The 26,922-nt window shown below is 41.1% G+C and carries 25 protein-coding genes and 1 riboswitch; of the genes, 20 read left to right on the top strand and 5 right to left on the bottom strand.

Going from position 1 to position 26,922, the window contains the following annotated elements; genetic code table 11:
* Window positions 1–67 precede the first annotated feature (67 nt).
* The 9 genes from ACQKFG_RS14635 (at window position 68) to ACQKFG_RS14595 (ending at window position 8,555) form a co-directional block, all read left to right on the top strand.
* Window positions 68–1,657, top strand: coding sequence for an ATP-binding protein (locus tag ACQKFG_RS14635; RefSeq protein WP_427560053.1), 1,590 nt, complete (start codon window positions 68–70; stop codon window positions 1,655–1,657).
* Window positions 1,658–1,659: 2 nt separating this feature from the next.
* Entirely contained in the window at window positions 1,660–2,364 is a 705-nt protein-coding gene (locus ACQKFG_RS14630) for a response regulator (RefSeq protein WP_192207041.1), read from the top strand.
* Between the two features lie 261 nt (window positions 2,365–2,625).
* Window positions 2,626–3,747 carry a sensor histidine kinase gene (locus ACQKFG_RS14625; protein WP_192207039.1) on the top strand — a complete coding sequence of 374 codons (1,122 nt, stop codon included), beginning with the start codon at window positions 2,626–2,628 and terminating at the stop codon, window positions 3,745–3,747.
* 12 nt (window positions 3,748–3,759) lie between these two features.
* Window positions 3,760–4,368, top strand: coding sequence for a response regulator transcription factor (locus tag ACQKFG_RS14620; protein WP_076368214.1), 609 nt, complete (start codon window positions 3,760–3,762; stop codon window positions 4,366–4,368).
* Window positions 4,369–4,487: 119 nt separating this feature from the next.
* On the top strand, window positions 4,488–5,009 hold the full coding sequence (gene msrA, locus ACQKFG_RS14615; RefSeq protein WP_192207038.1) for a peptide-methionine (S)-S-oxide reductase MsrA: 522 nt from the start codon (window positions 4,488–4,490) through the stop codon (window positions 5,007–5,009).
* A 137-nt stretch (window positions 5,010–5,146) separates the two neighbouring features.
* Window positions 5,147–5,842 (top strand): response regulator transcription factor, encoded by a 696-nt coding sequence (locus tag ACQKFG_RS14610; RefSeq protein WP_427560047.1) that lies wholly within the window; start codon window positions 5,147–5,149, stop codon window positions 5,840–5,842.
* The gene (locus tag ACQKFG_RS14605) at window positions 5,839–7,194 is read left to right on the top strand and encodes a sensor histidine kinase (protein ID WP_427560044.1); all 1,356 of its coding nucleotides are present in this window, start codon (window positions 5,839–5,841) and stop codon (window positions 7,192–7,194) included. Before ACQKFG_RS14610 ends, ACQKFG_RS14605 begins: the two co-directional genes overlap by 4 nt.
* A gap of 65 nt (window positions 7,195–7,259) precedes the next feature.
* Entirely contained in the window at window positions 7,260–7,808 is a 549-nt protein-coding gene (locus tag ACQKFG_RS14600) for a PepSY domain-containing protein (protein ID WP_427560041.1), read from the top strand.
* Between the two features lie 264 nt (window positions 7,809–8,072).
* Complete coding sequence (locus tag ACQKFG_RS14595; protein WP_427560038.1) at window positions 8,073–8,555, top strand: tetratricopeptide repeat protein; 483 nt, start codon at window positions 8,073–8,075, stop codon at window positions 8,553–8,555.
* A 224-nt stretch (window positions 8,556–8,779) separates the two neighbouring features.
* Here the strand turns inward: ACQKFG_RS14595 and shc are convergent, their stop codons facing one another.
* From shc to ACQKFG_RS14580, 3 genes are all read right to left on the bottom strand, one after another.
* Entirely contained in the window at window positions 8,780–10,675 is a 1,896-nt protein-coding gene (gene shc / locus ACQKFG_RS14590) for a squalene--hopene cyclase (protein WP_427560035.1), read from the bottom strand.
* A 169-nt stretch (window positions 10,676–10,844) separates the two neighbouring features.
* Window positions 10,845–12,494: a M14 family metallopeptidase gene (locus ACQKFG_RS14585; RefSeq protein ID WP_427560032.1), complete on the bottom strand. Its 1,650-nt coding sequence runs from the start codon at window positions 12,492–12,494 to the stop codon at window positions 10,845–10,847.
* A gap of 219 nt (window positions 12,495–12,713) precedes the next feature.
* Window positions 12,714–13,055 (bottom strand): DUF1450 domain-containing protein, encoded by a 342-nt coding sequence (locus tag ACQKFG_RS14580; RefSeq protein WP_427560029.1) that lies wholly within the window; start codon window positions 13,053–13,055, stop codon window positions 12,714–12,716.
* A 265-nt stretch (window positions 13,056–13,320) separates the two neighbouring features.
* On the opposite strand from ACQKFG_RS14580, the gene ACQKFG_RS14575 reads away from it, so the two are divergent.
* The 5 genes from ACQKFG_RS14575 to ACQKFG_RS14555 all read left to right on the top strand — a co-directional run bounded on the left by ACQKFG_RS14575 (window position 13,321) and on the right by ACQKFG_RS14555 (window position 20,149).
* Window positions 13,321–14,271 (top strand): ABC transporter permease, encoded by a 951-nt coding sequence (locus tag ACQKFG_RS14575; protein ID WP_192207023.1) that lies wholly within the window; start codon window positions 13,321–13,323, stop codon window positions 14,269–14,271.
* A complete protein-coding gene (locus ACQKFG_RS14570; protein ID WP_427560026.1) occupies window positions 14,264–15,211 on the top strand; it encodes an iron chelate uptake ABC transporter family permease subunit in 948 nt (315 codons plus the stop codon). The genes ACQKFG_RS14575 and ACQKFG_RS14570 overlap by 8 nt, the downstream gene beginning before the upstream one ends.
* A complete protein-coding gene (locus ACQKFG_RS14565) occupies window positions 15,205–15,963 on the top strand; it encodes an ABC transporter ATP-binding protein (RefSeq protein ID WP_342614788.1) in 759 nt (252 codons plus the stop codon). Before ACQKFG_RS14570 ends, ACQKFG_RS14565 begins: the two co-directional genes overlap by 7 nt.
* Window positions 15,964–16,171: 208 nt before the next feature.
* A complete protein-coding gene (locus ACQKFG_RS14560; RefSeq protein ID WP_427560785.1) occupies window positions 16,172–17,116 on the top strand; it encodes a siderophore ABC transporter substrate-binding protein in 945 nt (314 codons plus the stop codon).
* Window positions 17,117–18,181: 1,065 nt separating this feature from the next.
* Window positions 18,182–20,149, top strand: coding sequence for an LTA synthase family protein (locus ACQKFG_RS14555; protein WP_427560023.1), 1,968 nt, complete (start codon window positions 18,182–18,184; stop codon window positions 20,147–20,149).
* Window positions 20,150–20,206: 57 nt separating this feature from the next.
* Here ACQKFG_RS14555 and ACQKFG_RS14550 read toward each other — a convergent pair whose 3' ends face one another.
* The gene (locus ACQKFG_RS14550; RefSeq protein ID WP_427560020.1) at window positions 20,207–20,827 is read right to left on the bottom strand and encodes an RraA family protein; all 621 of its coding nucleotides are present in this window, start codon (window positions 20,825–20,827) and stop codon (window positions 20,207–20,209) included.
* 471 nt (window positions 20,828–21,298) lie between these two features.
* Complete coding sequence (locus tag ACQKFG_RS14545; protein ID WP_192207014.1) at window positions 21,299–21,478, bottom strand: hypothetical protein; 180 nt, start codon at window positions 21,476–21,478, stop codon at window positions 21,299–21,301.
* Window positions 21,479–21,596: 118 nt separating this feature from the next.
* Between ACQKFG_RS14545 and ACQKFG_RS14540 the strand changes: the two genes are divergently transcribed.
* From ACQKFG_RS14540 to ACQKFG_RS14515, 6 genes are all read left to right on the top strand, one after another.
* Window positions 21,597–21,926, top strand: coding sequence for a DUF948 domain-containing protein (locus ACQKFG_RS14540; RefSeq protein ID WP_192207012.1), 330 nt, complete (start codon window positions 21,597–21,599; stop codon window positions 21,924–21,926).
* 38 nt (window positions 21,927–21,964) lie between these two features.
* A riboswitch (guanidine-I (ykkC/yxkD leader) is annotated at window positions 21,965–22,063 on the top strand.
* Between the two features lie 48 nt (window positions 22,064–22,111).
* The gene (gene sugE / locus ACQKFG_RS14535; RefSeq protein ID WP_192207010.1) at window positions 22,112–22,432 is read left to right on the top strand and encodes a quaternary ammonium compound efflux SMR transporter SugE; all 321 of its coding nucleotides are present in this window, start codon (window positions 22,112–22,114) and stop codon (window positions 22,430–22,432) included.
* A 53-nt stretch (window positions 22,433–22,485) separates the two neighbouring features.
* The gene (locus tag ACQKFG_RS14530) at window positions 22,486–23,028 is read left to right on the top strand and encodes a YhcN/YlaJ family sporulation lipoprotein (RefSeq protein ID WP_192207008.1); all 543 of its coding nucleotides are present in this window, start codon (window positions 22,486–22,488) and stop codon (window positions 23,026–23,028) included.
* Between the two features lie 159 nt (window positions 23,029–23,187).
* Window positions 23,188–24,699 carry a spore germination protein gene (locus ACQKFG_RS14525; RefSeq protein WP_342614786.1) on the top strand — a complete coding sequence of 504 codons (1,512 nt, stop codon included), beginning with the start codon at window positions 23,188–23,190 and terminating at the stop codon, window positions 24,697–24,699.
* A 23-nt stretch (window positions 24,700–24,722) separates the two neighbouring features.
* Window positions 24,723–25,823: a GerAB/ArcD/ProY family transporter gene (locus tag ACQKFG_RS14520; protein WP_342614785.1), complete on the top strand. Its 1,101-nt coding sequence runs from the start codon at window positions 24,723–24,725 to the stop codon at window positions 25,821–25,823.
* Entirely contained in the window at window positions 25,820–26,902 is a 1,083-nt protein-coding gene (locus tag ACQKFG_RS14515) for a Ger(x)C family spore germination protein (protein WP_427560013.1), read from the top strand. Before ACQKFG_RS14520 ends, ACQKFG_RS14515 begins: the two co-directional genes overlap by 4 nt.
* Window positions 26,903–26,922 lie beyond the last annotated feature (20 nt).

Here is a 26,922-nt window from a genome sequence, read left to right as displayed (position 1 = left end):
GAATGTTGTGAAAAAACTCCTTTTTTAAAGGGGTTTTTTTTTATATGATGTAAGTAGAGGTGATTGAATGCGTTTACACACCAAGTTGATGCTGGGCATCTGTACGTTAATCATCTTAATGGGTGGAATCTTTGAAGTTATTTTTATAAATATCCTGGAAAATAACCTGAAGCAGGAAACAGGGGAAAAAGCATTGTCGGTTGCCCAGACCATTTCTTTGCTGCCTGAAATTAAACAAGCTTTTCGAACGGATAATCCCTCTGTAATCATCCAGCCCATCGCGGAAATGGTTCGCAGGCAAATCGATGCGGAATTCATAGTAATCGGCGATAAGAATGAAACACGACTGTCCCATCCAAATCCCGACATGATCGGGAAGAAAATGGTAGGGGGAGATAACGGCGAGGTGTGGGATGGGAAATCCATCATCACGGAGTCCACTGGGACATTGGGTCCTTCCATAAGGGGGAAATCCCCAATAATCGCAAATGGAAAAGTCATTGGAGTCGTCTCGGTTGGCTACCTTCAGGATGATATTGAAAAAGAAGTGTCCAGTATACAAAGAAAGATCGTCTGGATCATCTCTTTTATATTAATCGGCGGTTTATTGATCGCCTTTTTCATTTCATTCAATATAAAAAAGGCGATATTGGGTCTGGAGCCGAAAGAGATTGCCTGGATGTTCCAAGAGAAGCATGCCATTTTGGAATCCATTCATGAGGGCATCATTGCCATTGATGTTCATGGGAAAATCACGGTCGTCAATGAAACGGCGCATAAAATCCTTCATATCCCTAAAGACGTCATGCTTCGCGGGCAAAAAATCGAAGAAGTCATAACGCATACACATTTGCTGGATGTAGTCAGCACGGCACGGGCCGAGTATGATCAGGAATTCATGATTGACGGTGAAGTTTTCTTGGCAAGCCGGATTCCCATTATGAATGGACAGGGTGAAATCATCGGTGCCGTTGCAAGTTTAAGAAATAAATCGGAACTATCCAATCTCCTTCAGGAACTGTCACATGTAAAGGCATATGCAGAAGGACTGAGGGCCCAGACACATGAATATTCGAATCGGCTCTATACTTTGCTAGGCCTGATTCAACTTGGTTCATATAAAGAAGCGATGGATTTCATATCGAAGGAAGTCGATGTTACCCAAGGCTTCATTCACTTTCTAATGAAGGAAATACCTGATCCGATTATTGCTGGGTTCATCTTAGGGAAGGTGAGTTTGGCGAGCGAGCTGAAAATTGATTTTACAATTGATAGAGAGAGCAGTTTTAAAGATATTCCGTCCGAAATAGATCGGGATTTATTGGTGACGATCATCGGCAACCTCATCAATAATGCCTTTGAGGCCGTACGGGAAAACGATAGGGAGGAAAAAAGGGTATCGTTGTTCGTCACGGACTTGGGTAAAGAGTTGATCATAGAGGTTGAAGATAATGGAAAAGGGATGAATTCAGATGTTACCGAAATGATTTTCCAGAACGGTTTTACGACGAAAAGCCATCAAACCAATTCAGGTATAGGTTTGGGACTTGTTCAGGAAGCGATAGATGGATTAGGGGGGTATATCACTTTTTCGACAAAAGAAGGGGAATATACGATTTTTACTGTAGCACTGCCAAAAAACAGAGGGGTGATTTGACGATGGCCAATCGCGATATAGAAGTTTTAATCGTAGAAGATGACCTGCGGATTGCCGAGATACAAAAGCTATTCATCGAAAAGCTTGAGGGTTTTCAAACGATAGGGATCGCCTCAAGCTATGACGAAGCTAAAAGCTTCATTGAAATCATGCAGCCGGATCTATTGCTGCTCGACATGTATTTTCCGGATATGAATGGGCTCGATATCCTGAAAGAAATCAAGCAGCAAAGCAAACAAATGGATGTCATTATGATAACGGCGGCTAAAGAAATAGAAAAAGTCCAGGAAGCCATCAAAATCGGCATATTTGATTATATTATCAAGCCTGTCGCATTTGAACGTTTCAAGCAGTCTTTACACAGATATCAAGAGTATCACATTAAGCTGTCAGAATTGGAAAAGGGCAATTTTCCAGTAACACAGCAACAGGTTGATAAGCTTTTGCGAAAAGAAGTGAAAGAAAATGAGAGGGAACAGTCTTCGCTGCCAAAAGGGATCGATCGGATGACTTTGGAGAAGGTGATGGCTGTGTTGGGGAAATCCTCCCCTGGCTTAACGGCCGAAATAGTGGCAAAGGAAATCGGGGTGAGCAGGACAACGGCAAGGCGTTATCTGGAGCACTTGATGTCAGAGGAAAAAATTGATGCCGATTTAACATATGGTACGGTAGGACGTCCTGAACGGGTATATGCCATCAAGTTATAAATGGGTTCGCCAGGCGGCGGATCTTTTTTTGGCTATATGATGGTTTTCACCACGTACAATCTTAGTCCGGGTGTACCAAAATGTTACGGAAGGCTTAATGGCAAAAACAAGACGCCTGTCGTTTTAAAGAAAACAAAATCAATAATGAACGTCCAGGTTTCAATAAACTGTTCATCAAAAAAACCATCCAATTCCCATTGGATGGTTTTTTGATGAAACTCCTTAGTATATACTAGGATAAAAAGAAATAGAGGCGGCGCCATGCAAAGTTGGTATCATATCTTTCCGAAAAACACAGGGCTGAGCCCTTATGTCTGGATCATTTTTTGTATCCTTCCTTTTTATTTCATCTTCAAATCCTCTTCGATGTTGGAGATAGTCTTTGGAATCGTCATGATCATTTTGTTTTTCATATCATATGGTCTCTCATTCGTTTCGAAGGGATGGCCCGTATACGTATGGACGGCGATACAAATAGTCATATCCATATCCATGACCATATTTTTCAGCTATATTTACTTTTCGCTTTTTTTAGCATTCTTTATTGGGAATGTTCAAAATAAGGTTGGTTTTTTCGTATTATATTCGATCCAGCTATTGGCTACCATCGTGTCTGTCAATATTGGATTCATCATGAAGGACCCTACATTCTTTTCGCAATTTCCCTTTATGCTCATTTGTGTGGTAGGCGTGATCCTGCTCCCGTTCAACACATATAATCGAAATAAACGGGGCAGGCTGGAAGAACAATTGGAGGACGCACATAAAAGAATATCAGAGCTTGGCAAAATGGAAGAACGCCAGCGGATTGCCCGTGACTTACATGATACACTTGGACAAAAGCTGTCTTTGATTGGCTTGAAAAGTGACCTTGCAGGGAAATTGATCGATTTGAATCCGGAGTCGGCCAAGAAGGAAATCAAGGATATCCGTCAAACGGCGAGGACGGCACTCAAGGAAGTCCGTGAAATGGTGTCGGAAATGCGTGGGGCCAAGCTTAGCGATGAAATCATCCGGGTCAAGCAAATATTGAAAGCGGCAGGGATAGAATTCAATTTGGAAGGCACCACTGAATTGAAAGATACCCCACTGCTTGTTGAAACGGTTTTAAGCATGTGCTTGAAAGAAGCTGTGACCAATATCGTCAAACATAGCGGAGCCGACTGCTGTCATATCGTCATTGAAGAATTACAAACAGGGGTAACGATCACAGTACAGGATAATGGAGTGGGGCTTTCACATAGATCAGAGTTTTTTAAAGGAAATGGGCTTCATGGAATGAAAGAAAGGCTCGAATTCGTTAATGGCAGCCTGGATATTCAAACGACAGATGGAACGACACTTTATATAAGGGTTCCGAATGCGATAAAAAATAATGGATAGGAGAGATTGACATTGATTCGAATCGTAATTGCCGAAGATCAGCGGATGCTGCTTGGCGCGCTAGGTTCCATCCTTGATTTGGAAAGTGACATGGAAGTTGTAGGAAAAGCGAGCAATGGGGAAGAAGCAATGAATCTCGTCAATCAATTAAAGCCGGATATCTGTATAACCGATATTGAAATGCCAGTTAAAACCGGGCTCGATGTAGCCGAGGAGATCAAGGATCAGGGCCATCAATGCAAGGTCATCATTTTGACCACTTTTGCACGTCCTGGATATTTTGAAAGAGCCAGAAAGGCAGAAGTAGGTGGATACCTGCTGAAGGATAGCCCAAGTGATGAGCTGGCAAATTCGATCCGTGTCATCATGGATGGGAGGCGCGTTTATGCCCCTGAGCTGGTGGATATGGCTTTCGAAGAAGAAAACCCTTTGACTGAACGGGAGTGCCAAGTGCTCAAATTGATCGCGGATGGTAAGACAACAAAAGAAATCGCAAGCCAGCTTTATTTGACTAATGGAACGGTTCGTAATTATATATCGGTCATCCTTGATAAATTGGATGTAAGCAACCGTGTTGAAGCGATTGTAAGATTCAAGGAAAAGGGCTGGTCAAAAGATTGATCAAAGGTAAATCAGTTTTGGCGCATTTAATGGCGGCTTCTCAAAGCAAAAAAGCTCAGTGTCAGGATTGGAATATGGTATATTAATTTTTATTACATACAGGAAAGGGGCTGGCCATTATGCAAAAGGCTACATTTGCCGGAGGCTGTTTTTGGTGCATGGTGACACCATTTGAAGAACTACCGGGGATTGGGGGAATCGTATCCGGTTATTCGGGAGGGCATATTGAAAACCCGACTTACGAGGAATTGAAAACGGGCACTACGGGACATTATGAAGTCGTGGAAATCACTTTCGATCCTCAGTTATTTCCTTATGAAAGATTGCTGGAACTATATTGGCAGCAAATTGATCCTACCGACGATGGCGGTCAATTCCATGACAGAGGAAGCCAATATCGGACGGCCATCTTCTATCATGATGAAGCTCAAGAGAAACTGGCTCTTGAATCGAAAGAAAAGGTAGCAGCCAGCGGGAAGTTCCAGAAACCCATCGTAACGGAAATCCTTCCGGCCCAACCCTTTTATCCTGCCGAAGAATACCATCAAGGCTATCATAAAAAAAACAAAGATGACTATAAAGCGGACCGTGCGAAATCGGGCCGCGATGAATTCATTGACCAGCATTGGAACGGTGAATGAAATGGATCGGGTGTGTTTTCACACCCGGTTCTTTTTTTGACCTTTTTTAAAGGAGAAAAAATTATAAGTCGAAGGGTTCAATTTCTCATGATATTTTCATATTTCTTCAGTACACTAAGGGGTAGGTGGTGATGATCATGAATAAAAGAATTTTAATTATAGAAGATGAAGAAAAAATTGCGAGGGTTCTCCAGCTGGAACTTGACCATGAGGGTTATCAAACAGAATCGGCATTTACCGGAAAGTCGGGTCTGGAAAGGGCAGAAGCCGAGGAGTGGGATTTAATCTTATTGGATGTGATGCTGCCCGAGCTGAATGGCATAGAAGTACTTAGGCGTTACCGGAAGAAGAATGGATCAACACCGGTCATCCTTCTAACCGCAAGGGATGCTGTGCCAGACAAGGTGAATGGCCTTGACCATGGTGCAAATGATTATGTAACGAAACCGTTTGAAATCGAAGAGCTGCTCGCACGGATCCGTGCTTGTTTCCGTACCAATGTACGGGAGCGCCAACCAGAAGTGGAAGTGGATGAACTAAAGATTCATGATCTGAAGTTGAACCTTGGTACAAGGGACATTCACAGGCAAGGCAAAAGGATTGAGCTGACTTCCCGCGAGTTCGATTTGCTGGTTTATCTTTTGCAAAATAAAAATCAAGTACTTTCTAGAGAGCAAATCCTGACACATGTATGGGGATATGATTTTGCAGGGGATACGAATGTGGTCGATGTGTATATCCGTTATTTACGCAAAAAAATAGATTATCCCTTTGAGCTGCAGCTCATACATACTTACCGCGGTGTAGGTTACAGCTTGAAGGAGCCAGTATGAAGATCCGGACGAAAATCCAAACGTATTCCAGTCTTTTTTTAAGTGTCATGCTTATATTGTTGAGTATCATCGTTTTAATCGCCTTCCTTTGGATATCAGTAGAGAGGGAACGGGATCTGCTTGAAGATCAAGCTTCATTAATTGAAGAAAATATCTTGGCGAAAGATTTGATTTCCGGTGATCCCGCTTTAATGGAGCCGTATATCCCTGACGATGGAATGGTGCGGATATTCGATACTGATGGAAGGTTGATAAAATCATTTACCGATGAAGAGGACCTTGAGGGGCTTGCGGTTAAAGCCATTAACGAGAAAGGTTATGATTTTACCAAAGCTGACGGGGAATATGTCATGACCTATCGTTATCCTTATCCTGATGAAGGGAAGAAGCTAGGGATGATAGAGGTCACACAGCCGCAAGATACCCTCCTTGATAATTTATCGGTGCTTGCCCTTGTTTTAGGCGGTGCATCGCTTTTTGTCATTCTTTTATCCATTCTTGCAGGTAAGTGGCTGGCCAACCTGATCCTCAAACCGATATCGATCATGAGCGGAACGATGAAGGATATTGAGAAAAGCGGGGAATTCAAACGGATACCGCTATCGGACCAATCAAAGGATGAGCTGCAGGTGATGGGAGTGGCATTCAACAGGATGATGGAAAGGCTGGAGCGGAATTATGACCAACAGCAGCAATTCCTTTCAGATGCTTCACATGAATTGAAAACACCGATTACGGTCATAGAAAGCTACTCTTCCTTATTGAAACGCTGGGGAATGAAGGATGAGGCGATTCAGGAAGAGGCGGTGGAGGCAATCCATCATGAAGCCGTCCGGATGAAAAAGCTGACGGAACATCTTCTGCAGTCTGCCTCCCAAACGGAACCTTCAGCAGATGTGGAAGGGAAAATAGAACTTATTTCGTTTTGTGAAGGGATTGCCCAAACATTCAGAAGGACGGGGAATCGTGAAATAACGATAGAATCAGAGTTTAAGGAAATATATGCAATGACCATTTCCAGTAAGCTTGAACAGGCGATTGTCATCCTATTGGACAATGCTATGAAATACAGTGACTCAAGTATACAGGTCATGATAAAACGGCAGGCCGATGAAATTATCATCGGTGTGAAAGATCGCGGCGCAGGGATATCACCAGAACATCTCCCGCATGTATTTGAACGTTTTTATCGCGTGGATTCATCGAGGGCAAGGAAAACGGGAGGCAATGGACTCGGGCTTTCCATCGCCCGGTCGCTTGTCGAGTCATTCAAAGGTAAATTGGAGATCCAAAGCGAAGTGGGAAAGGGAACGTTGGTGACGATTGCTCTTTCTCATCAAATTCTAATCTAACGCTCATGTTCATTTCATGAAGGATGCTTATTATTAAGGTAACAACTTAAAGGAGGAATTCATTCATGAAAAAACAGTGGAGTACGATTAAAGAAGGTATCATTCAAAGGAAAAAGGTGATCATGACGGTGTCCATGGCCTCCGTTTTACTTTTCGGCGGTGCTGCTGGAACGGCGGTATTTGCAGTCAATAAGGGTAACCTATCCGAGGATGAGGCTGTCAAAATGATTTCAGAAAAACTAGGCGGGGAAGTTACTCAATTTGAAAAGGATTGGGACCAGCCGATGACCTATGAGATGACCGTTAAAACGAAAGAAGGCTATCAAGAAGTTGACGTTGATGCTGAAAAAGGAGAGATACTTTCTCAGGAAATGGAAGACGGTGACGATGACGATCTGAGCACACAACAAGCGGCGGAAACTGTAAAAATCAGCAGTGATCAAGCCGAAAAGATTGCCTTGGAAGCGGTGGATGGTCAAATAACGGACATGGAGCTTGATTCGGAGAATGGCACCCTTGTGTACGAGCTGGAAATAAAACAAGGACAAAAGGAATATGATGTAGTGGTGGATGCCACTACGGGAAAAGTATTGAAAAACCAATTGGATGATTAATCGAGGGTAATCTGTGATTTATGAATGATCATGAACTAAAAGTGCATGAAAGGATTTGCCGAATGGCAGATCCTTTTTTTATGCCATTACGGTTCTCAAGCGAAATTAGGGGAGAAGAAGAAACCTTCCTTAGATGAAGAGGCGGATGGGGAGAGAAACCACCGTATAGCTGATGACCTCTGAAAATATTCGTGGTCATGAAGGAGTTAAAAAAGGAATCGCGAATAGGGGGAATAAGGAATCTTATACAATGGAGGAATATAAATGGGGAATTTGGAAATGGCACTGTCATTACGAGGAAAGAAAGAGTTCAAAAAATCCAATCGATTATTGATGGATCTGGCAAAGCAAAATCCCGGCGATGCAGTCATACAGTATCAGTGTGCCTGGAGTTTGGATATTCTCGGACTTGAGGTAAAGGCGGTGCCCTATTATGAAGAGGCACTTAAATTAGGTTTGCCGGATGAGGATGCAAAAGGGGCCTACCTAGGATTGGGAAGCACATATCGCACCATAGGGGAATATGAAAAATCAAAACTGACATTGGAATCGGGGGTGGCGAAGTTCCCTGAGCATAAGGCTTTATTGGTATTCAGGGCCATGGCTTTTTATAATTTGGGCCAACACGATCTTGCAATGGAGTCTTTATTAAAGATAATTGCCGAAACCTCTAAGGATCGAGACATACAATCTTATGCTAAGGCCATAGAATTTTATAGTGATAAACTGGATAAAGTTTTCGCATAATAGTGATCATCCCCAAACTATCCACAAAGCATGGATAAAACAAGTCATTCTTACATATCTGAAATGAACTAATCAACAAATATGACGGAAAATTTCTTGCTTTTAGCACATTTACGGATAAATGAATGTGGATAACCTCGGATTGTGGATAACTCTCCGGTGTTATTCACTACTTTTCCACAGGTAATCCACATATTCACCTTTATATGATAAAAAAACTGGAATTAAGTCTTCAGGTATTTTTTATTGTAATGACTTAAGGCTAAAAGGGGATAAATATAGCGATAGCTATGATAATGCATATACAAAAAATTGGCCATTCCCTGGCCTGCAGGATAATCATTGGTCCAGCTGTCCTGTTGACCTGCACGGATGAGATAGGCAATGCCTTTTTCCATTTCGGCTGTCGGCTTTTCGGATGCCGATATTAACGCATCCACAGCCCAAGCTGTATGTGTCAGTGTACTTTCTCCGAGGGGGATGTATCGTTGCTTAATATCACTGTAACAAGATTCACCCCAGCCACCATCTTCATTTTGAATTTTCTTCAACCAAGTTAAGGCTTTTTGGATGGATGGATGTCCAGTGGCTTGCCCTGCTGCCTTCATTCCGGTCAGTGCAGACCATGTGCCATATAGATAGCAGATGCCCCAGCGCCCATACCAGGAGCCGTCACGCTTCTGGTCTTCCAATAGCCAATCCACCGCTCTTTTACTGAGCTCTTCCGGCTTCTTCATATTTATATAGTTCCCCAGAAATTCGAGCGTTCTTCCTGTCAAATCAGCGGTAGAAGGGTCAGTCAGGAGATATTTCGAACCCTCAATAGGAAGAAGATGCAACCATTTATGATCGTTATTCCTTTCGAAGGCTGGAAATCCGCCATCATCATTTTGCATGGATATCGTGAAGGAGACACCGCGCTCCCAACTGTCCCGATTATCAGGTTTTTCTTGAAGTTGCTTAGCCAGCGCCCGCAGTGAGGCGGTCGTATCATCGACATCCGGATTCATGGTATTGAAATCCGAGAACCCCCAGCCGCCTGGAATCGCGTTAGGATTATGGATCAGCCAATCGCCATACATATAATGCTGGCGTGACAGTAAGTACTGATTGGCGGCCTTGACCGTTGGGTCTTTGGAAGGTATGCCAGCTTCTTGAAGGGCGTAGCTTATTAAGGAGGTATTCCAAACTTGGGGCGTCGTGAGCTGGATATGTGTGTGTCCCTCAATGGAGCAGGCCATCCCCTTCAGACCGGCAATGGCCTTTAGAATCACTGGATCCTTTTTTGAATATCCAATTGAAAGGAGGGCAAAGATCATGAAAAAGGTTGAACCGAAATAATTGTACAGTGTCCCGTCTGGTTCCAGCCTATCGAGCATGAACCTTTTCGTTGAATCCAAGGCTAGGGAATGTAAATAATCGGGATAGCCAATCAAAGTTTTGACGCCATTTTGAAGTTTGGAGAAGAAGGAACGATATTCTTCGGTACGATACTCTTCCCACACATGCTCTTCGGAAAGGTCCTCCCTTGTTTGAAATAATTCTTTTAAACTTGGCGTGTCCGGGGTTTTGATCTGAAACTTTTTATGGCCTAGCAATAGCAATGGAATCATGTTGACCCGCCCATATACGGAAAGATCATAAATGCTGACGAAAAAGGTGGGAGGAAGCAAGACCACTTCGAGAGGAATGGGGAACAGGCGCGGCCATGGATATTGTCCGGTGACAGTAAGCATCATTTTCGTTAACATTTTGGCCTGTTTGATGCCACCCTTGGAAAGAATGAATTGTTGGGCTTTCCTCATATGGGGATCGTTCTTATTGCGGAGTCCGCTATAAAGAAGGCCATAATAAGCCTCGATCGTAACCGTAACATTGCCGTCCTTCTCATCATGGAAAAGTTTCCATGAACCGTTCTCCGTTTGCTTGCTTTCAATTCTTTTTACTAAAGCATCTATAAGAGCAGCATCTTCCATATCTAAAATTTTCAATAATATGATCATATAGGCATCTGCCGTTATCCCGGTGTCAAAGGGATAATTCCACGAACCATCAGCGGATTGGTCTTGTTTCAGGCGATGAACAAGGCGATTGATTTCCAATTGTACATGTTGGTTCAATGATTTTCCTCCTCTAAAAACACATTTTCCGTTTATATGTATATTCAAAACTTGTCGTCGCATTCAAGAAATCATGTCAGGCGCATCGCCCCACATGAACAAAGGAGGGTGAAAACTAAAAAACGCATTGGCAATGAAAGCTGCCAAAGCGCCATTTAGATACTATGCATCATTTAATTGGTAAGGAAGACGGCTGCATATAGCGGTAAATCGGCAGTTCTTTTCCTTTTTCAGCCGGGATGAAATTAAATGTCACATAGCTGTCAATGCCTTCAGGTTCGAGGGCAAGGGGGATGAAGTTGGCATCAGGCTGGGCCATGTCGAAAACATAGCTTCCTTTTGGGAAGTCCCGGGTTGTTGAAGTAACGGTGGTCGTGATTTCCCTTGTGGAATGTCCGCTTTCCAGTTCAGCGGAAACGTTTAAATCCTTGACACTATAGCTTTCAACAGCTATTTTCATAGGTTTTTTTAATTGTTTAACTTCTACTCCTAATAGCTGAAGTTTCTTGGCGATATTTTTATATACGGGTGGAAGGATATAGGCTGTAGGACGATCCCTAACAAGGGTAGGGTAGGCATCGGTAGAATCCAGCCAATCGATGGAGGCATCGGCCATTTTAGCTGTCGCTAAATCGACTACTGTCAATTTTTGATCCTTAACCAATTTATTTTCACTTGTGATGACAATTTTATCATGATCATTTGCTTTTCGCCCTTTTTGGACGACTTCAGTTTCGGCCTGTTTAACGGCCTTTTTAACTTTACCGGCCTGTTCGGCTGTCGTTTTGATGAAGGCTGCCTGAGCAGTAGCTTGAGCAAAAACACGTCGTTTAAAATCCGTACGGCCGATATTGATTCCCCTCGTTTCAATTAAATAGGTCATTGTATTTTTCAAACCGAGGGCATTTCGGCCAATCCGGGCTTCTGTGCTTCCTTCCGTGGCGGTAAGGACTCCATCATCAGAAGTGGCCAGTGTATAGTAATCGTGGTACGAAAGCTTTTCTTTTTCCAATGCTTTAAAAACATTAGGTAAAAGCAGTTCATCGGAAGCTTTTCGAAGCTGTTTGGGAATATTTAAATTCTTGGCTGAGGAGATGAGTAAATCATAGGAAGCGATCGATCCTTTTGCTCCCACTTTTTTCAGGGGGGCGGGATTCACTGTATATTCATGTACATCCAGAATGACTTCCGGTTCATAATCATCGATTGACTGATGAATCGTCTGTACTTCTGGATATTCCACTTTTAAGTAGTCCCTATTCGCATCCATGTCATTTGCGGTATATCGTTTGAAATAATAAGAGCCATCAGGATTGACGCGTGGAACGATGGCAACATTCACTTTATCGAGAACATCACCAAGCTTGCCTTCAGCCAGCCATTGTGCAAGGACTAATGTTGATTCACCTGAAGCGGGTTCATTGCCATGGATCTGACCTTGAATCCAAACCAATGGCTTATGGGAATCCTTATTCGGTCTTTTTGAATCCTTACTGAAAAGAAGCATCGGGATGTCGCGTCCTTCTGTGGATTTGCCTATCGTCTTGAACTGGATGTACTTGTTTTTATGGGAAAGGGACTTGATATGATCCAACATTTCTTCCTGGCTCGTAAAGGCGATTTTGTTTTGTTTAAAGGCAGGGGTGTTAAAAGACACATTAGGTTCAGGGAAAAGGTGGGAGAGGTTATCTGGTTGAATGTAGCTTGGACCATTTCCATAATAAGGGGTGAATTCTTCTGCTTCGGCTATGGGGCCAGGCAAACCAGTGACAAGACTTAGTGTTACGGCTGAAACGATGGTAGGAATGATTTTTTTCATGGACGTCCTCCTGTCTATCTTTTTCCATAAATTATCATATATTAAGCAATTTATACAGTGAAAACGTAGGAAATAGTGAAAAACAGGAAGTAACGACTAGATGAATGATTCCATGGCATGATTCGCAATTCCTTTTAATAGATGTTCATCACCTGTATTCTGCATAATTACAGGTGGAAAGTCAAAATGATACGGATCAAGCAATTTGCTTGGCCCGTATCATTTCAATTCATCATGTAGCTTATTTAAAAGATCCTGTGAATCTTCGCCATTCATTACGTGGCCGTTCACTTTCGCATAGGGGGTTTTCTTACAAAGTTTACACTCACTCAAACATTCATACTCCTTATATTGAATCATTGGATTCGCCAAGAACTTACCATAATCAGCAACTGTTTTTTCATTAAGGAAGCGGTCAAGATTATTTTGGCAAAATTCAATCTGGATTTTCGCCTTTTTTGAGAACACTTTGGATAGCAAGTTTTTCATCATATCGCTTCTTTCATTGGAAGAGTAAATATTTGTTATTTTGATTTTATCACTTCCTGTAACGAAATGCATGATTGGTTCATCCAAATTCATTACAATATGACTATTGTGAGAATATCAAAGTAATTCCCTTGTATATATTGACACATGTCCGAGAAATGATAGAATAAGAGTTAATGATAATGAATCTCATTATCACGATTGGGAAGACCTTGTAACTATTGCAACTTCATGATTTCCATTTTAATAGGTGACTTTGTGATAGTCTTCATTCAAATATATTTAATTGAAAATATTATCGCTGTATTAAATGAGATAGGAAGAGTAGGAAATGTAGATGAAGATAAGATATCTAGTCATGGCGTTAATTGTTTTATCATTTACGTCATTATTCATTGGTGTAAAAGATATTACTCCCCTGGATTTATTGGATTTAAGTGATGATAAAGTGCAAATCATGCTGCAAAGCCGTTTCCCTAGAATGGTGACCATAGTCATTGCCGGTATCGTGATGAGCATAAGCGGTCTGATCATGCAGCAATTGAGCCGCAATAAATTTGTTTCCCCGACGACTGCCGGAACCATGGATTCTGCACGGCTTGGACTTCTTCTTGCCATTATCATTTTTCCATCGGCAGCACTTATTGAGAAAATGGCATTCGCTTTCATATTCGCTTTGGCAGGTACATTCTTGTTCATGAAAATTCTTGATCAAGTGAAATATAAGGATACGATTTTCATTCCATTGGTTGGTTTGATGTTTGGGAATATCGTCGGATCCATCTCGACTTTCTTTGCCTATAAATATGATTTGATTCAAAGCCTCAACACATGGATGAATGGAGATTTCTCGATGATCATGTCGGGAAGGTACGAACTTATATATGTAAGTATCCCTCTAGTCATTCTCGCATACTTCTTTGCCAATAAATTCACTGTGGCAGGGATGGGTGAAGAGTTTGCCATCAATCTAGGAATCAATTATAAGTTTATAGTCAATTTTGGGTTGATCATCGTGGCATTATCCTCCACTGTCGTTTTGTTAACGGTGGGAACGATTCCTTTCATAGGATTGATCGTACCGAATATTGTATCCCTTTACCTTGGTGACAATTTGAAAAAGAGTCTTTCTCATACAGCATTGCTAGGGGCCGTATTCCTATTGTTCTGCGATATTCTGGGCAGGATCCTCATATATCCATTTGAAATCCCGATTGGACTCGTGGTTGGTGTGATAGGAAGCGCCATATTTATCTATCTGATACTGAGGAGAAAGGCATATGAATAATAAAAGTAGGATCATTATATTGGCTGTTCTTGCAGCAGTTTTAACGGCAGGTTATATCTTTTGGGACCTTGGCCCGAATTGGGATTATGCACTGCCGAGAAGGGTTATTAAAATCATCGCGATCATCGTGGTTGGTTGTGCAATAGCTTTTTCAACGGTGATTTTCCAGACGGTCACGAATAATAAAATCCTGACACCGAGCATTTTAGGGTTGGACTCCATGTATATGCTGATCCAAACGGGAGTGATTTTCATCTTCGGTTCAACGCATATCATGATCATGAATAAAAATCTCAATTTCCTGATTACACTTGCGGCCATGCTTATTTTTTCCAGCCTGCTGTTCAAGTTCATGTTCAAAAAAAACCGCAATATTTACTTCCTATTGCTGATCGGTATCATCTTCGGAACCTTATTCGGCAGCATGTCTTCATTCATGCAGGTATTGATTGACCCGAATGAGTTTCAAATCATTCAAAATAAAATGTTCGCCAGCTTCAATAATGTCAACACGGACCTGTTAACGTTAGCTATTATCCTCATGATAGCGGCAATGATATATTTCATGAGATTTTTGAAATATTTAGATGTCATGTCCCTCGGGAGGGACCAAGCCATAAACTTGGGTGTGGATTATGATTTTGTCACCAAGCGGGTTTTAATCGTCGTTACTGTTTTAATCTCCATTTCGACTGCCCTGATCGGTCCGATCACGTTCCTCGGATTACTAGTTGCAAATGTGGCCTATGAATTCATTAAGTCCTATCAGCATAAACATATCATCCCGGGTGCCATGCTAATCAGTGTGATTGCCCTGGTCGGCGGCCAATTCATTGTGGAGAGGGTCTTTACGTTCTCCACCACTCTAAGTGTCATCATCAACTTTGTCGGCGGTGTCTATTTCATCTATCTTCTATTAAAGGAGAATAAATCATGGTAGAAGTGAAAAAGTTATTCAAAAAATATAATAGTAAAACGGTTGTCGAGGATGTTTCCATTGAAATAGTGAAAGGGAAAATCACATCCTTCATCGGTCCCAATGGAGCGGGGAAAAGTACAGTCCTTTCGATGATCAGCCGTCTCATTACCCGGGATTCGGGAGAAGTCCTGATCGATGGTAAGGATATGGGGGAATTCAATAGCAATGAACTTGCTAAAAAGATTGCCATCTTAAAGCAGGCTAACCACATCAATATTCGTTTAACGATTCGCGAACTTGTCGCCTTTGGCCGTTTTCCTTATTCACAAGGAAAGCTGACCAAAGAGGATTGGAAACACGTCGATGAAGCGATTGAATATATGGAACTTGCCGACATGCAGGATAAGTTTCTTGACCAGCTTAGCGGCGGGCAGCAACAGCGGGCCTTCATTGCCATGGTTATTGCTCAGGACACGGAGTATGTACTACTTGATGAACCTCTGAACAATCTTGATATGAAGCATTCGGTCCAAATCATGAAAGTATTGAGGAGATTGGCAGATGAATTAGGGAAAACGGTCATCATCGTCATTCATGACATTAATTTTGCATCCTGCTATTCCGACTATATTGTTGCATTGAAGGATGGCAAGGTTGTTCATAATGGACCTACCGAGCAAGTCATCAATTCCAAAGTATTAAAGGAAATCTATGATATGGATATTGAAATCCAAAGCATCAATGACAATAAGATCTGTGTGTACTTCACGTAACACCATGCCATTTGGTTTTAAATTACTTCAGTATTCGCAGCCTTCCCGGAATCACCTCATACACTTCTTAGGCAGTTAAGTTGGCGGGCGCCCAAGACTTTAGCCGCCTCCTGTTCATATGGCAGGGAAAGTGATGAAGGTGAACTCTGTGAAGGTGAGGATTCAACATGTAATTCTAAATAAAAAATTTTTCGAGGTGACCATAATGATTAAGAAATTATCCTTACTGCTTTTGATTGCAATGCTGGCTGTAGTGGCTGTAGCTTGTGGATCAGATAAGGAAAAAGAAGAATCAAGTGTGAAAAAAGAAAGTGCTAAAAGCGAAGAAATCACGGTTAAGCACCAACTAGGCGAAACGAAAGTGAAAACAAACCCTGAAAAAGTCGTTGTATTCGATATGGGTACTCTTGATACTCTTGATAAACTGGGTGTGGACGTAGCAGCTGTTCCTCATGATGGCCTTCCAGAATACCTTTCTAAATATGAAGGTACAACTGAAAATGCCGGCGGATTAAAAGAGCCTGACTTCGAAAAAATCAACGAAATTGCTCCTGACTTAATCCTTATTTCTGGCCGTCAATCTGAAGCATATGAAGAATTAAGCAAAATTGCTCCTACTGTTTTTGTGGGTGTGGATACAACAAAGTATATGGAATCCTTTGAAGAAAACGTAACACTTTTAGGTAAAATCTTCGATAAAAAAGACGAAGCAGCTAAAGAATTGGCAAGTGTTGAAGAAAACATTAATGCTTTGAAAGAAAAAGCCCCAACTGACAAAACTGGTTTAATCGTTCTTTCAAGCGGTGGAAAAGTAAGTGCTTACGGACCGGATTCAAGATTTGGTATCATCCATGATGTATTCGGAGTGCCTGCAGTAGATGATAAATTGGAAGTATCGACACATGGTCAAAGTATTTCTTTCGAATACATCGCTGAAAAGAATCCTGACTACCTATTCGTTGTGGATAGGGATGCGGTTGCCGGTGATGGAGCTGCAGCAAAAGAAACTATTGAAAATGACATTGTGAAAAATACAAAAGCATTTAAAGAAGGTAACATCATTTATCTAGACCCTAACTATTGGTACCTATCAGGCGGCGGTTTAGAATCTGTTGACGCTATGGTTAAAGAAATTTCTGAAGGCATCAAGTAATAGGAATAAGGAATCCTGTCCTCGATCGAGGACAGGATTTTTATTTTTTATAATAAAGCTGGATGAAACAAATATACTAACAGAGGGACGAAAAGATTTCCTGCAAACAGGTAGGCTTATAAGCCGCCACAACCACCCTTAAGGGGAATGGAAAAGACAAGGCCTATAATTCAGCCTGTTACCGCTCAGCTATGGTCATATGGCTGCTATCGAAAGAAAATGACCCTTCAGCCGATATGGGAAAATTCGGTTTCTTCCTATTATAATGTCATTTGCAGCCTTTCCGTTTCCAGGAGGGATTTTAAAATTGTAATTTAAGCGAAATTTGGTAAATTGAATCTTTTATGGATGATAAATTATCCTGGAAAGTAAAAATATAAACACAATATAATCATCACTTTCAGGAAAAATTATTTGAAAAAGCTAATTAAATTTCCCGAAGGGGAATGATGTCGATATTACGCGAAACTAATTTGTTGTTTTATGGGATTCAAAGGGGGGCAGGACCCAATAATAAGCTAGTCAAACTTTTGAAGGAGTGGATTTTGGATGGGATATCAAAAGTGCGGAGGAGAGCTGCATCCATGTAACCGGCCAACCATTTTTAACTGTCGAATCATCGGGAAAGAAATCCTGGATCCATCCATGGCTTTAAACAATTGAAGCTTTATATCTTTACATATTTTGTAATGTACTGGTTTTTTTATAAAGAGTCGTTTATAATGGTAAAAGCCTGAAGGACGTGAAACTAATTAGCGACTGTCATCCGCATTCTTCACAAAAAGTTACGGTGATATTTATTGGATTAAGACATGGAGTTCCTATATATTTGTTATAGGTGCGCTGAACATTCGAGACGGGCGAAGCTCTGTTATTTTTTCAAAGGCTTGTTCATAAGCTAAAGAAGCGTTCTGGATAGAAGAGTTATGGATGTGACAAAAGGTGGTTATCACAATCTTGACTATCCAAGTGAAAGAATGCTATTATAGGGTTTCCGATTTTCCGTCTTTTGTAAGTTTGTAAAAATTTATATAAATAAACCACTAGATTAATAGAGGTGAAAGCATGAATAATTTTCTAAAAAAAAGCCGGCATTTATTTGCAGATAACATACTAGGCTTTTTCTTTATTGCGGTAGTCTTGTTTTGGATAAAAACTTATATTGGATATCGAGTTGAATTTAACTTAGGTATTGAAAATGGCCTGCAACAGTTCTTACTGTTCATAAACCCAATTAGTTCAGCCATTTTATTCTTTGGATTGGCGCTATTGGCTAGAGGCAAAAAATCGTTTAAATGGATCATCAGGTTGAACCTATTGATGTCCTTATGGTTATTTTTCAATATTGTATACTATCGGTCATTTACCGATTTCATTACATTGCCAACCTTGACGCAAGTGCAAAATGCCGGGGATTTGGGGCCGAGTATTTTAGAATTATTTAAAGGCCATGATGTATTTTATTTCCTTGATACGGTTCTTTTGATCGTGTTGTACAGATTCAAAGACTTTAAAGTGGAAGACTTCAAAGTCAAACGCCGTACAGTTGGATTGGTTTACCTAGCGGGACTTGCAATTTTCGCAATCAATTTGGGACTTGCTGAAAAGGATCGCCCGCAATTATTATCAAGAACATTCGACCGGAATTATATCGTCAAATATTTGGGCATGTTCAACTATACGGTTTATGATGCCGTTCAGAATACTAAAACATACGCTCAGCGTGCGACTGCAAACAGCACGGATATCGCAGAAGTCGTCAACTATACGAAGGCAACTAGCGCTGAACCGAACCCTAAATATTTTGGTGCAGCCAAAGGGAAGAATGTTATCTACCTGCATTTGGAATCGATGCAGAATTTCCTGATCGATTATAAGTTGAATGGGGAGGAAGTAACTCCATTCTTGAACTCACTTGCACATGATAAGTCGGATTTCATGCGCTTTGATAATTTCTTCCATCAAGTGGGCCAAGGTAAAACAGCGGATGCCGAATTCATGCTTGAAAATTCCCTGTTCGGTTTACCACAGGGGGCAGCATTCACAAACCGTGCCCAAAATACGTATCAAGCAGCACCAGCGATTTTAGGACAACAAGGATACACATCTGCTGTGTTCCATGGTAATTACAAATCTTTCTGGAACCGGGATAAAATGTATAAGTCTCTTGGATTTAATCAGTTCTTTGATGCTAACCATTATAATATGGAAAATAAAGAGGAAGTACTGAGTTATGGGTTAATGGATAAGCCTTTCTTCAAGGAATCGATTCCAATGTTAGAAACGCTTAAACAGCCTTTCTATACAAAATTCATAACGGTATCTCATCATTTCCCATATGCGATGGACCAGGAAAAAGCAACAATCGGTAAGCAAACGACAGGCGATGCTTCCGTAGATAATTACTTCCAGACTGCACGCTATGCCGATGAGGCGCTTAAAGAGTTTTTCGTTTATCTGAAGGAATCCGGTCTATATGATAACTCGGTAATCGTTATGTATGGTGATCACTATGGTATTTCAGAAAACCATAAAGAAGCCATGTCAAAAGTGCTTGGCAAGGATGTTGGCGCATTTGAGAATGCCCAATTGCAACGTGTACCATTATTGATTCATGTTCCGGGTGTTGAAGGCGGGGAAATGCACCAATACGGAGGACAGATCGACCTTCTCCCTACTTTATTGCATCTGTTAGGTATCGAATCTAAAGATTATGTACAATTCGGTTCCGATTTATTGTCAAAAGATCATAATGAAGTGGTACCTTTTAGGAATGGTGATTTTGTTACACCGGATGTCACTGCCATTAAAGGGAAATACTACGATACTAAAACAGGGGAATTGGTCGAGGAAAATGATGACATCCTCAATTATAAAAAGAGAGCTGAAACGATGCTCAATTTATCCGACCAAGTAGTGAACGGTGACTTACTCCGTTTCTATACTCCAAACGGCTTTAAACCGATTGATCCTACTGATTATGATTACACTTATGATGAAGAGGCTTCAAAGGAAGATAAGACCGCTAAATAAGGCTAATGAAAAGAACAGGCAGGAAGCCATCGCTTCCTGCCTGTTTTTTTATATGCGTCATCCTTTATTGGTCATCATGGCAATATACTTTCTAATTTCATCAGGCTTCCCTGCGTATTTTTCTGCACGCTGTTCGTCTTTCATGATTTTATCCTTTGCTTTGACCAGGATTTCTTCACCCTTGGCTTGCGGCACGACCACGACTCCATCTATGTCCCCAATGATGATGTCCCCTGGAAATACGGTGACACCTCCACAGGAAATGGGGACATTGGTTTCGCCTACACCTGCCTTGCCGCTAGAGGCAACCGTCGTCCCTTTGCTGAAAACAGGGAAATTCAGTTCTTTAATTGCTTCTAGATCGCGAATGACTCCATCAACAACGAGGCCGCCAATTTCCATGGTCTGCATCATGCCGACTACGAAGTCTCCTGCTATAGCCCGGTATGTATCACCTTTGCTGTCAACGACTATTATATCCCCAGGCTTGGCTTCGCCGATCGCTTTTAACACGGCTGAATTATCACCAACGGGCATCTGTACAGTCAAAGCTCGTCCGGCCATATGAAATTCTTCCTTTAAGGGTTTAATCGCTGATTCCAGATTGCTCAGCCCTTCCATTGCATCGGAAATCGCCGTGGTGGGCAAATTCCTGAACTGTTGAATGAGAGTATCCATGACTATGATTCCTCCTTAAGAGTTAATGAATATAACCTAATTATACACAAATTTTCTAATTTTCTAATAGTTTTCCATTTGATAAAATGGTGAATGTAGTGTATTCAATAGATAAGTGGGAGGGAAGTGCTGATGTCACAAGGGGGTTCCTTTTTAATCAATCGATTGATTAAACTTAATAGTCCATCATTATGAAGAGTTTGAAATTTAAGTGTGCAGATTTTCAATTCAATGCCGAAATTTCAGAAGAGCGGAAATAGTGTTTTCCACTGTATATACTTCCATATGATAGTATGAATAGAAGCAGTTCTACTTTTCGAATCTCCATGGCAGCTTGATTCGTGCAGGAACGTTCTTCTAAGATCAAGAGAGGAATGTAGTTGCATATCCTCGGTGTTCTCCTGATCTGGATGGGGATGTTAGCGAAGAACTCGATAACTCAACCAGTGTGCGGGAGGTCACTAATATTCTTCAAAGCAGGAGCAGAATCAAGACGGAGGTTGCCAATGTAAGCCAAATCGGGCTGAAAACTTCTGGATGAATGATTAAAAAAATGATTCCTGCAATAGTGGCAGCCTGCTGTATGGTCAGATGTCTAATGTAGTGCATTCCAGCTTTAAAACAGGCTTTAAGCAGAGGCATTTGATTCATTTTCATTCCTCCTTTTTCTATCAATAATATGAGCAGGGATAAGAGAAAATACATGGGGATTCGTTTTCTGCCCAATTATTACGGGTATAGTAAAGGTAAAATAAAAGGAGGAATCTAGGTGATCATTGTATATATTAGTCTTGCCCTCTTTATCGGCTCGATTATCTATTTAGCGTTTTTTGCTTTTAAAACATTTAAGGATTCCAAACCGACAATTGAAAATGTGACTGAAACCGTTACGCGTATCCAGGCCAAAACGGACCAAATTAAATCGGAGACGGACCAACTCGCCATGACACAGCAAGAAATCACTGAAGATGTTCAATATAAAAAAGAGGCCGTTCAATATACGGTTGATGCGGCTAAAGAAATACCTGAACCCTTTAAAAATATTTGGTTTTCAATAAAAGGTGACAAGTGGAAGTCTAGAAACAGAAGCAATGCATAAATGTTTGACCGATTTGAAATGTACATGATAGTATGGGAATAATGAGTTTCTAGGGTTCCTCGGTTGAATTTTACCGGAATGGTCCAAGAGAAACGCGCAGGAATCTGCGTACACGGAGGGAAAAAAGCCCGGGAGGTTATGAATTATGACCTTTCGGGCTTTTTCTGTAATTGGAGGGAAAAAAGGTGGCTTGGATTCAATTGGTGATTGCCGGATTATTTGAAGTGGTATGGGCGACAAGTTTAAAGTATACTGAGGGTTTTACGAAATTATTGCCTTCTATCATAACGATTGCCGGTATGGTCATTAGTTTTTATTTTTTATCATCGGCGATAAAAACCCTGCCTATGGGAACAGCGTATGCAATTTGGACCGGAATAGGGGCTCTTGGGGCTGTTCTGGTTGGCATCATCGTATTTAACGAGCCTAAGGATGCGATGCGTTTGGTATTCGTCGGATTAATTTTAGTGGGGATTATCGGCTTGAAAATCACTTCTTCTGAATAATCTATCCTCTCCTCGTAAATAGTAATGTTAAACGATTTAGAGGAGTGAAGATTATGAATTATAAAGCGATAGTATCAAGTGTGATGATGGCTTTAGTGATTACAGGTTGTTCATATAATAATAAAGAAGGTGCCAGTGAAAATCTTGGCCTGAATCGTACCCATCAAGATAATTTGGATAATCCGATGAATGTAAGCGATACAAGGCAAAACGTTAATGATAACGTTAATGATAATAATGACAACAATGATAATGGCATAAACGATATGAGGGTCTCCGAGGATATCTCAAACCGGGTCGAAGCCTTGAAGGAAGTAAGTAACGCAAGTGTCATCGTTACTGATAATAATGCCTATGTAGGGGCAGTATTGAAAGACGGCGGGGATAAGGATATCTCAAATGACCTTAAAGATAGGATTGCTGATGCAGTAAGGGGAGCCGATCCTTCGGTGGACCAAGTTTATGTGTCGACAAACCCGGACTTTGTTCAAAGGATGAAAGGGTATGCCAATGATATTCAGAATGGAAAACCTGTTGCAGGATTCGCTGATGAGTTCCGTGATTTAGTAACACGCATTTTTCCAAGTCCAAGGTAATTGGTATTCATTAAAGAATTAAAACGTAAAGGCTTATCCGGTGGTTTCCGGATAGGTCTTTTCCTATTTTAAAGATATAGGTGGATCATGACTAACTTTAAATAGGGTGGTTACAATAATCGAATGAACGAAAAACTTTAAGAAGGAAATGGGGGTGGGATGGTGAGATTTTTTAAGGGCGGGAGGAAAATGGATGCAGCATCCTTTCAGGTCACTTCCAAGGATTTTCAGGAACTCCTTAAAAAGTTTAAAGCATCTAATGATTTTCTTACCTTCCAATTCCCGAATGATGATGGCTACACTATTTCCTACTTCAATTCACTGGTTAGTGTACAACAGCTTCATGAACAAGTATTGGCTGTCATGTCGAATCAACCAAAGAAGGATCTTAAGCAATTAAAAGGCGATATTCCAATTGAAGATATGAAATTGACAGCTGATCTAAAAGACATCCAAAGGTTGGTTTTGGCAGGAACAATCATGGTTCAATACAAGCAAGATGATGAAATGTGTTTGTTGATTCCATGTGTTCATAGTGTGAAAAGGCAAGTTTCCACACCCGAGTCGGAGTATACGGTCGTTGGGTCCAAGGAGGCATTTGTTGAATCGCTTGATTCGAATTTGAATCTGATCCGTAACCGGTTGCCCACCCCTGAATTGCAGTCCAAGGAATTAAGGGTCGGCAGCATCTCGCAAACAAGGTTAGCGGTACTCTATATAGATGGGATAGTAAATCAACAGATCGTTAATACAGTCATGCAGAGGATAGAAGATATAGATTATGATACGATCGTCGATATTTCGTTTGTAAGCCAGATGATCACGGATAATCGAAATTCGATGTTTCCGCAACTGATTGATACGGAGCGGCCTGATCATCTGGCCAGTGTATTATCGGAAGGGAAAATTGGGATCATGCTGGACGGATCTCCACATGCATTAGTTGGTCCAAACACCATCATTTCGTTCTTTTCGTCATTTGAAGATTATTTTCAAATTTGGAATCTCGGCACCTCATTCCGTTTGATTCGGCTTTTCGCAGTGCTGTTTTCCGTTTTATCTTCACCTCTGTATGTTGCCGTTTTAACCTATCATTATCAAGTGATTCCAACGGATTTGCTGCCAATCTTAATTTCATCAAGGGGAGTGATTCCTTTTCCGCCGATCTTGGAGGCTATCTTGCTGGAAGGGACAATTGAATTGCTGAGGGAAGCAGCGGTCAGGCTGCCTGCTAAGGTTGGTTCCACCATTGGTATTGTTGGCGGTATAGTCATCGGTACAGCCGCTGTGGAAGCTGGATTTGTCAGTAATGTCTTACTGATGCTTGTCGCTTTGGCTGCCTTGGCTTCATTTACGGTGCCGATTTACCAAATCAGTAATACCATTCGCCTTATCCGCTTCCCTTTTCTAATTGCTGCCCAGTTATACGGTCTGTTTGGAATAGCTTTATGTAGTGCATTCATTTTAAGTCATTTATTGAAATTGACTTCGCTTGGCAGTCCTTATTTAGATCCGCTTTACCCATTAAGAATTCATGACTTTAAAGATAGTCTCATTCGCCTCCCTTTTTCAAAGCAGAAAAAACGCCCGCAATTTCTGCGGACGGAAAATCCACTAAGGATAAGGAAGGAGGCGGAAGAGCGAAACTCCCATGGTGATATTGATGAATAAGGTGTAGAAAGCGGTGAGAAGGTATGGAAGTCAAACCAAATGAAACTAAACTAATATCTCCATTTTTTGTTTTTTTTCTCATGCCCGGCATGCAGATTGGGGTAGGGATATTGGGGTTTGAACGGGTCATAGCGAAAGAGGCTGGTCAAGATGCATGGTTATCTGTACTCATATCAGGGTTAATCATAAATGTTCTGCTTTGGATGTGTTTCAAGCTTTTAGGCAGGGGTCCCCAAACCCTTGATTTAGTCGCCATCCACAAGGATTTGTTCGGTAATTGGGTCGGAAATGCTTTCAATGTTTTATTCATCCTCTACTTTATAATGATTTCCGTCATTCTTATCAGGACTTATTTAGAAGTCATTCAGGTTTGGATGTTCCCTGGTGTCAATATCCTGATGCTAATAACCATCATTCTTATTCTCGTCTATAGCTTTGTGGAGGGAGGGTTCAGGGTCATCACCGGTTTTTGCATAATCGGACTTATTATCGGATCGCCATTATTCCTTTTGAATTATTTCCCATTGAAATACGCCCACTTTGAAAATTTGGGTCCTTTTCTTGATCATTCCTTTTTGGAAATCATGAAGGCCTGTAAGAAAATGACCCTGAATTACCTTGGTTTTGAATTACTCCTCATTTATTACCCTTTCATTAAAAACCGTGAAAAATCTCAAAAGTGGGCCCATTTAGGGGCGGTGTTTACTATGACGATATATTTAGTATCCATCATTGTTTCATTAGCCTACTATCATCAAGATCAACTGAAAGATGTTATATGGGCAACTTTGACGTTATGGAAAATTGTAGACCTTCCATTCATTGAAAGGTTCGAATACATAGGGATTTCCGTTTGGCTGTTCATGGTGCTGCCGAATGTTTGCATAGGGGTCTGGGCAGCGAGCAGGACAGCTAAAAGAGTATTTGGACTAAGGCAAAGAAAGATGTTGGTCTTCATTCTGCTGATCATTTTAGTTTCCTGCATTTTCTTGGATAACCGCTATAGAATCGATAAGTTTAACACGATAAGTTCGGAAATTGGTTTTTATATCATTTATTTGTATCTTCCTCTCTTATTCATATGGCAGTCGATTGTCTATAAAGTCAGGGGGCATAAATCGTGAAAATCCCACTTATCTTGATAATATTGGCAAGTTTCCTGATGACGGCTTGCGGCGTGGAAAAACAAATATTAGAAGATATTTTAATTGCTGAAGTCGTAGGTTATGATGATGCCGAAGGCAAAAAGATCAAAGGTACGGTCGTTGTCAGCGTGCCTCAGCCTGGGAAGGAAGCAAATCTAGGTAAAGAAGTATATGAAGCGGTCTCCCATGATATAAAGGCAGCCCGTCAGCAGAAAAATGCAAAAACGCCATACCCGATTGTCGGTGGTAGACTGACGGTCATTCTCTATGGTGAAGAATTGGCAGGCAATGGGTTGAATGATTATGTCGATACATATAGGCGTGACCCAATGGTGGGAAGGAATTTGTATTTAGCGGTCGTTCATGGCAAAGCGGAGGATGTAGTTAAAATGGAGCCGAAGTTGATTAAAACTCCAGGGGTTCAAGTGAAAGAACTGATCGAACAGAATATAAAGACTAATTTACCTAATGTGGATCTTCACAGGTATTTATATGCGTGTCATGGTAAAGGAATCGATCCGGTCTTGCCCTTATTGGAAACGGCAGGGGACCAAATAAGGGTAAAAGGGATCGCCCTGTTTAAAAAGGATCGTTATATTGGTAAATATATTCCATATGAGGACGGATTTTTATTTAAAGTCCTTACTGAAAACTTTAGGATGGGGAGTTATGAAATTAAATGGAAGGAAAATGATTTTACAGATATCAATAACGTGGAGTCACGTGTCCATTATCATATTTCGGATGCAAATCAAGACCCTAAGGTCAGGATTGAAGTGAAATTAAAAGCGAGTCTGCTGGAGGTCCAAGGCTATGACTTGGGCAAAGAGGTCGACCTGAATAAAATAGAGGCCAGGGCCGAGCATGTCATTGGAAAAAAATTAAATGAGATGGTAGCCATGTTTCAGGAGAACAATATCGATCCGATTGCAATCGGTGATCATGCTAAAAGTAGTACAAGAAATTTCGATCAGGAACATTGGGAGAAGGCATATCCTTATATTTCAATCGAGGTAGATCTGGATATTGAAATGATTCAAACGGGAATAGCTGAATAAAAGGAGAATATTCTGAAGTT

This window comes from Peribacillus sp. NPDC076916 (genome assembly GCF_050269675.1).
GTDB classification, from domain to species: Bacteria; Bacillota; Bacilli; order Bacillales; family DSM-1321; genus Peribacillus; species Peribacillus aracenensis.
Note: the sequence above shows the minus strand (reverse complement) of the source record. Positions and strands in the feature narration are given on the sequence as shown.

What these genes read in the sequence shown, in the direction of transcription:
- ACQKFG_RS14570 (WP_427560026.1), top strand. Translation starts at nt 14,264, where the DNA reads ATGAATAATAAAAGTAGGATCATTATATTGGCTGTTCTTGCAGCAGTT.
- ACQKFG_RS14585 (WP_427560032.1), bottom strand. Translation starts at nt 12,494, where the DNA reads ATGAAAAAAATCATTCCTACCATCGTTTCAGCCGTAACACTAAGTCTT.
- msrA (WP_192207038.1), top strand. Translation starts at nt 4,488, where the DNA reads ATGCAAAAGGCTACATTTGCCGGAGGCTGTTTTTGGTGCATGGTGACA.
- ACQKFG_RS14525 (WP_342614786.1), top strand. Translation starts at nt 23,188, where the DNA reads ATGGTGAGATTTTTTAAGGGCGGGAGGAAAATGGATGCAGCATCCTTT.
- ACQKFG_RS14530 (WP_192207008.1), top strand. Translation starts at nt 22,486, where the DNA reads ATGAATTATAAAGCGATAGTATCAAGTGTGATGATGGCTTTAGTGATT.
- ACQKFG_RS14545 (WP_192207014.1), bottom strand. Translation starts at nt 21,478, where the DNA reads ATGAATCAAATGCCTCTGCTTAAAGCCTGTTTTAAAGCTGGAATGCAC.
- ACQKFG_RS14625 (WP_192207039.1), top strand. Translation starts at nt 2,626, where the DNA reads ATGCAAAGTTGGTATCATATCTTTCCGAAAAACACAGGGCTGAGCCCT.
- ACQKFG_RS14520 (WP_342614785.1), top strand. Translation starts at nt 24,723, where the DNA reads ATGGAAGTCAAACCAAATGAAACTAAACTAATATCTCCATTTTTTGTT.
- ACQKFG_RS14565 (WP_342614788.1), top strand. Translation starts at nt 15,205, where the DNA reads ATGGTAGAAGTGAAAAAGTTATTCAAAAAATATAATAGTAAAACGGTT.
- ACQKFG_RS14580 (WP_427560029.1), bottom strand. Translation starts at nt 13,055, where the DNA reads ATGCATTTCGTTACAGGAAGTGATAAAATCAAAATAACAAATATTTAC.
- ACQKFG_RS14595 (WP_427560038.1), top strand. Translation starts at nt 8,073, where the DNA reads ATGGGGAATTTGGAAATGGCACTGTCATTACGAGGAAAGAAAGAGTTC.
- ACQKFG_RS14575 (WP_192207023.1), top strand. Translation starts at nt 13,321, where the DNA reads ATGAAGATAAGATATCTAGTCATGGCGTTAATTGTTTTATCATTTACG.
- ACQKFG_RS14610 (WP_427560047.1), top strand. Translation starts at nt 5,147, where the DNA reads ATGAATAAAAGAATTTTAATTATAGAAGATGAAGAAAAAATTGCGAGG.
- ACQKFG_RS14600 (WP_427560041.1), top strand. Translation starts at nt 7,260, where the DNA reads ATGAAAAAACAGTGGAGTACGATTAAAGAAGGTATCATTCAAAGGAAA.
- ACQKFG_RS14630 (WP_192207041.1), top strand. Translation starts at nt 1,660, where the DNA reads ATGGCCAATCGCGATATAGAAGTTTTAATCGTAGAAGATGACCTGCGG.
- ACQKFG_RS14635 (WP_427560053.1), top strand. Translation starts at nt 68, where the DNA reads ATGCGTTTACACACCAAGTTGATGCTGGGCATCTGTACGTTAATCATC.
- ACQKFG_RS14605 (WP_427560044.1), top strand. Translation starts at nt 5,839, where the DNA reads ATGAAGATCCGGACGAAAATCCAAACGTATTCCAGTCTTTTTTTAAGT.
- ACQKFG_RS14550 (WP_427560020.1), bottom strand. Translation starts at nt 20,827, where the DNA reads ATGGATACTCTCATTCAACAGTTCAGGAATTTGCCCACCACGGCGATT.
- ACQKFG_RS14555 (WP_427560023.1), top strand. Translation starts at nt 18,182, where the DNA reads ATGAATAATTTTCTAAAAAAAAGCCGGCATTTATTTGCAGATAACATA.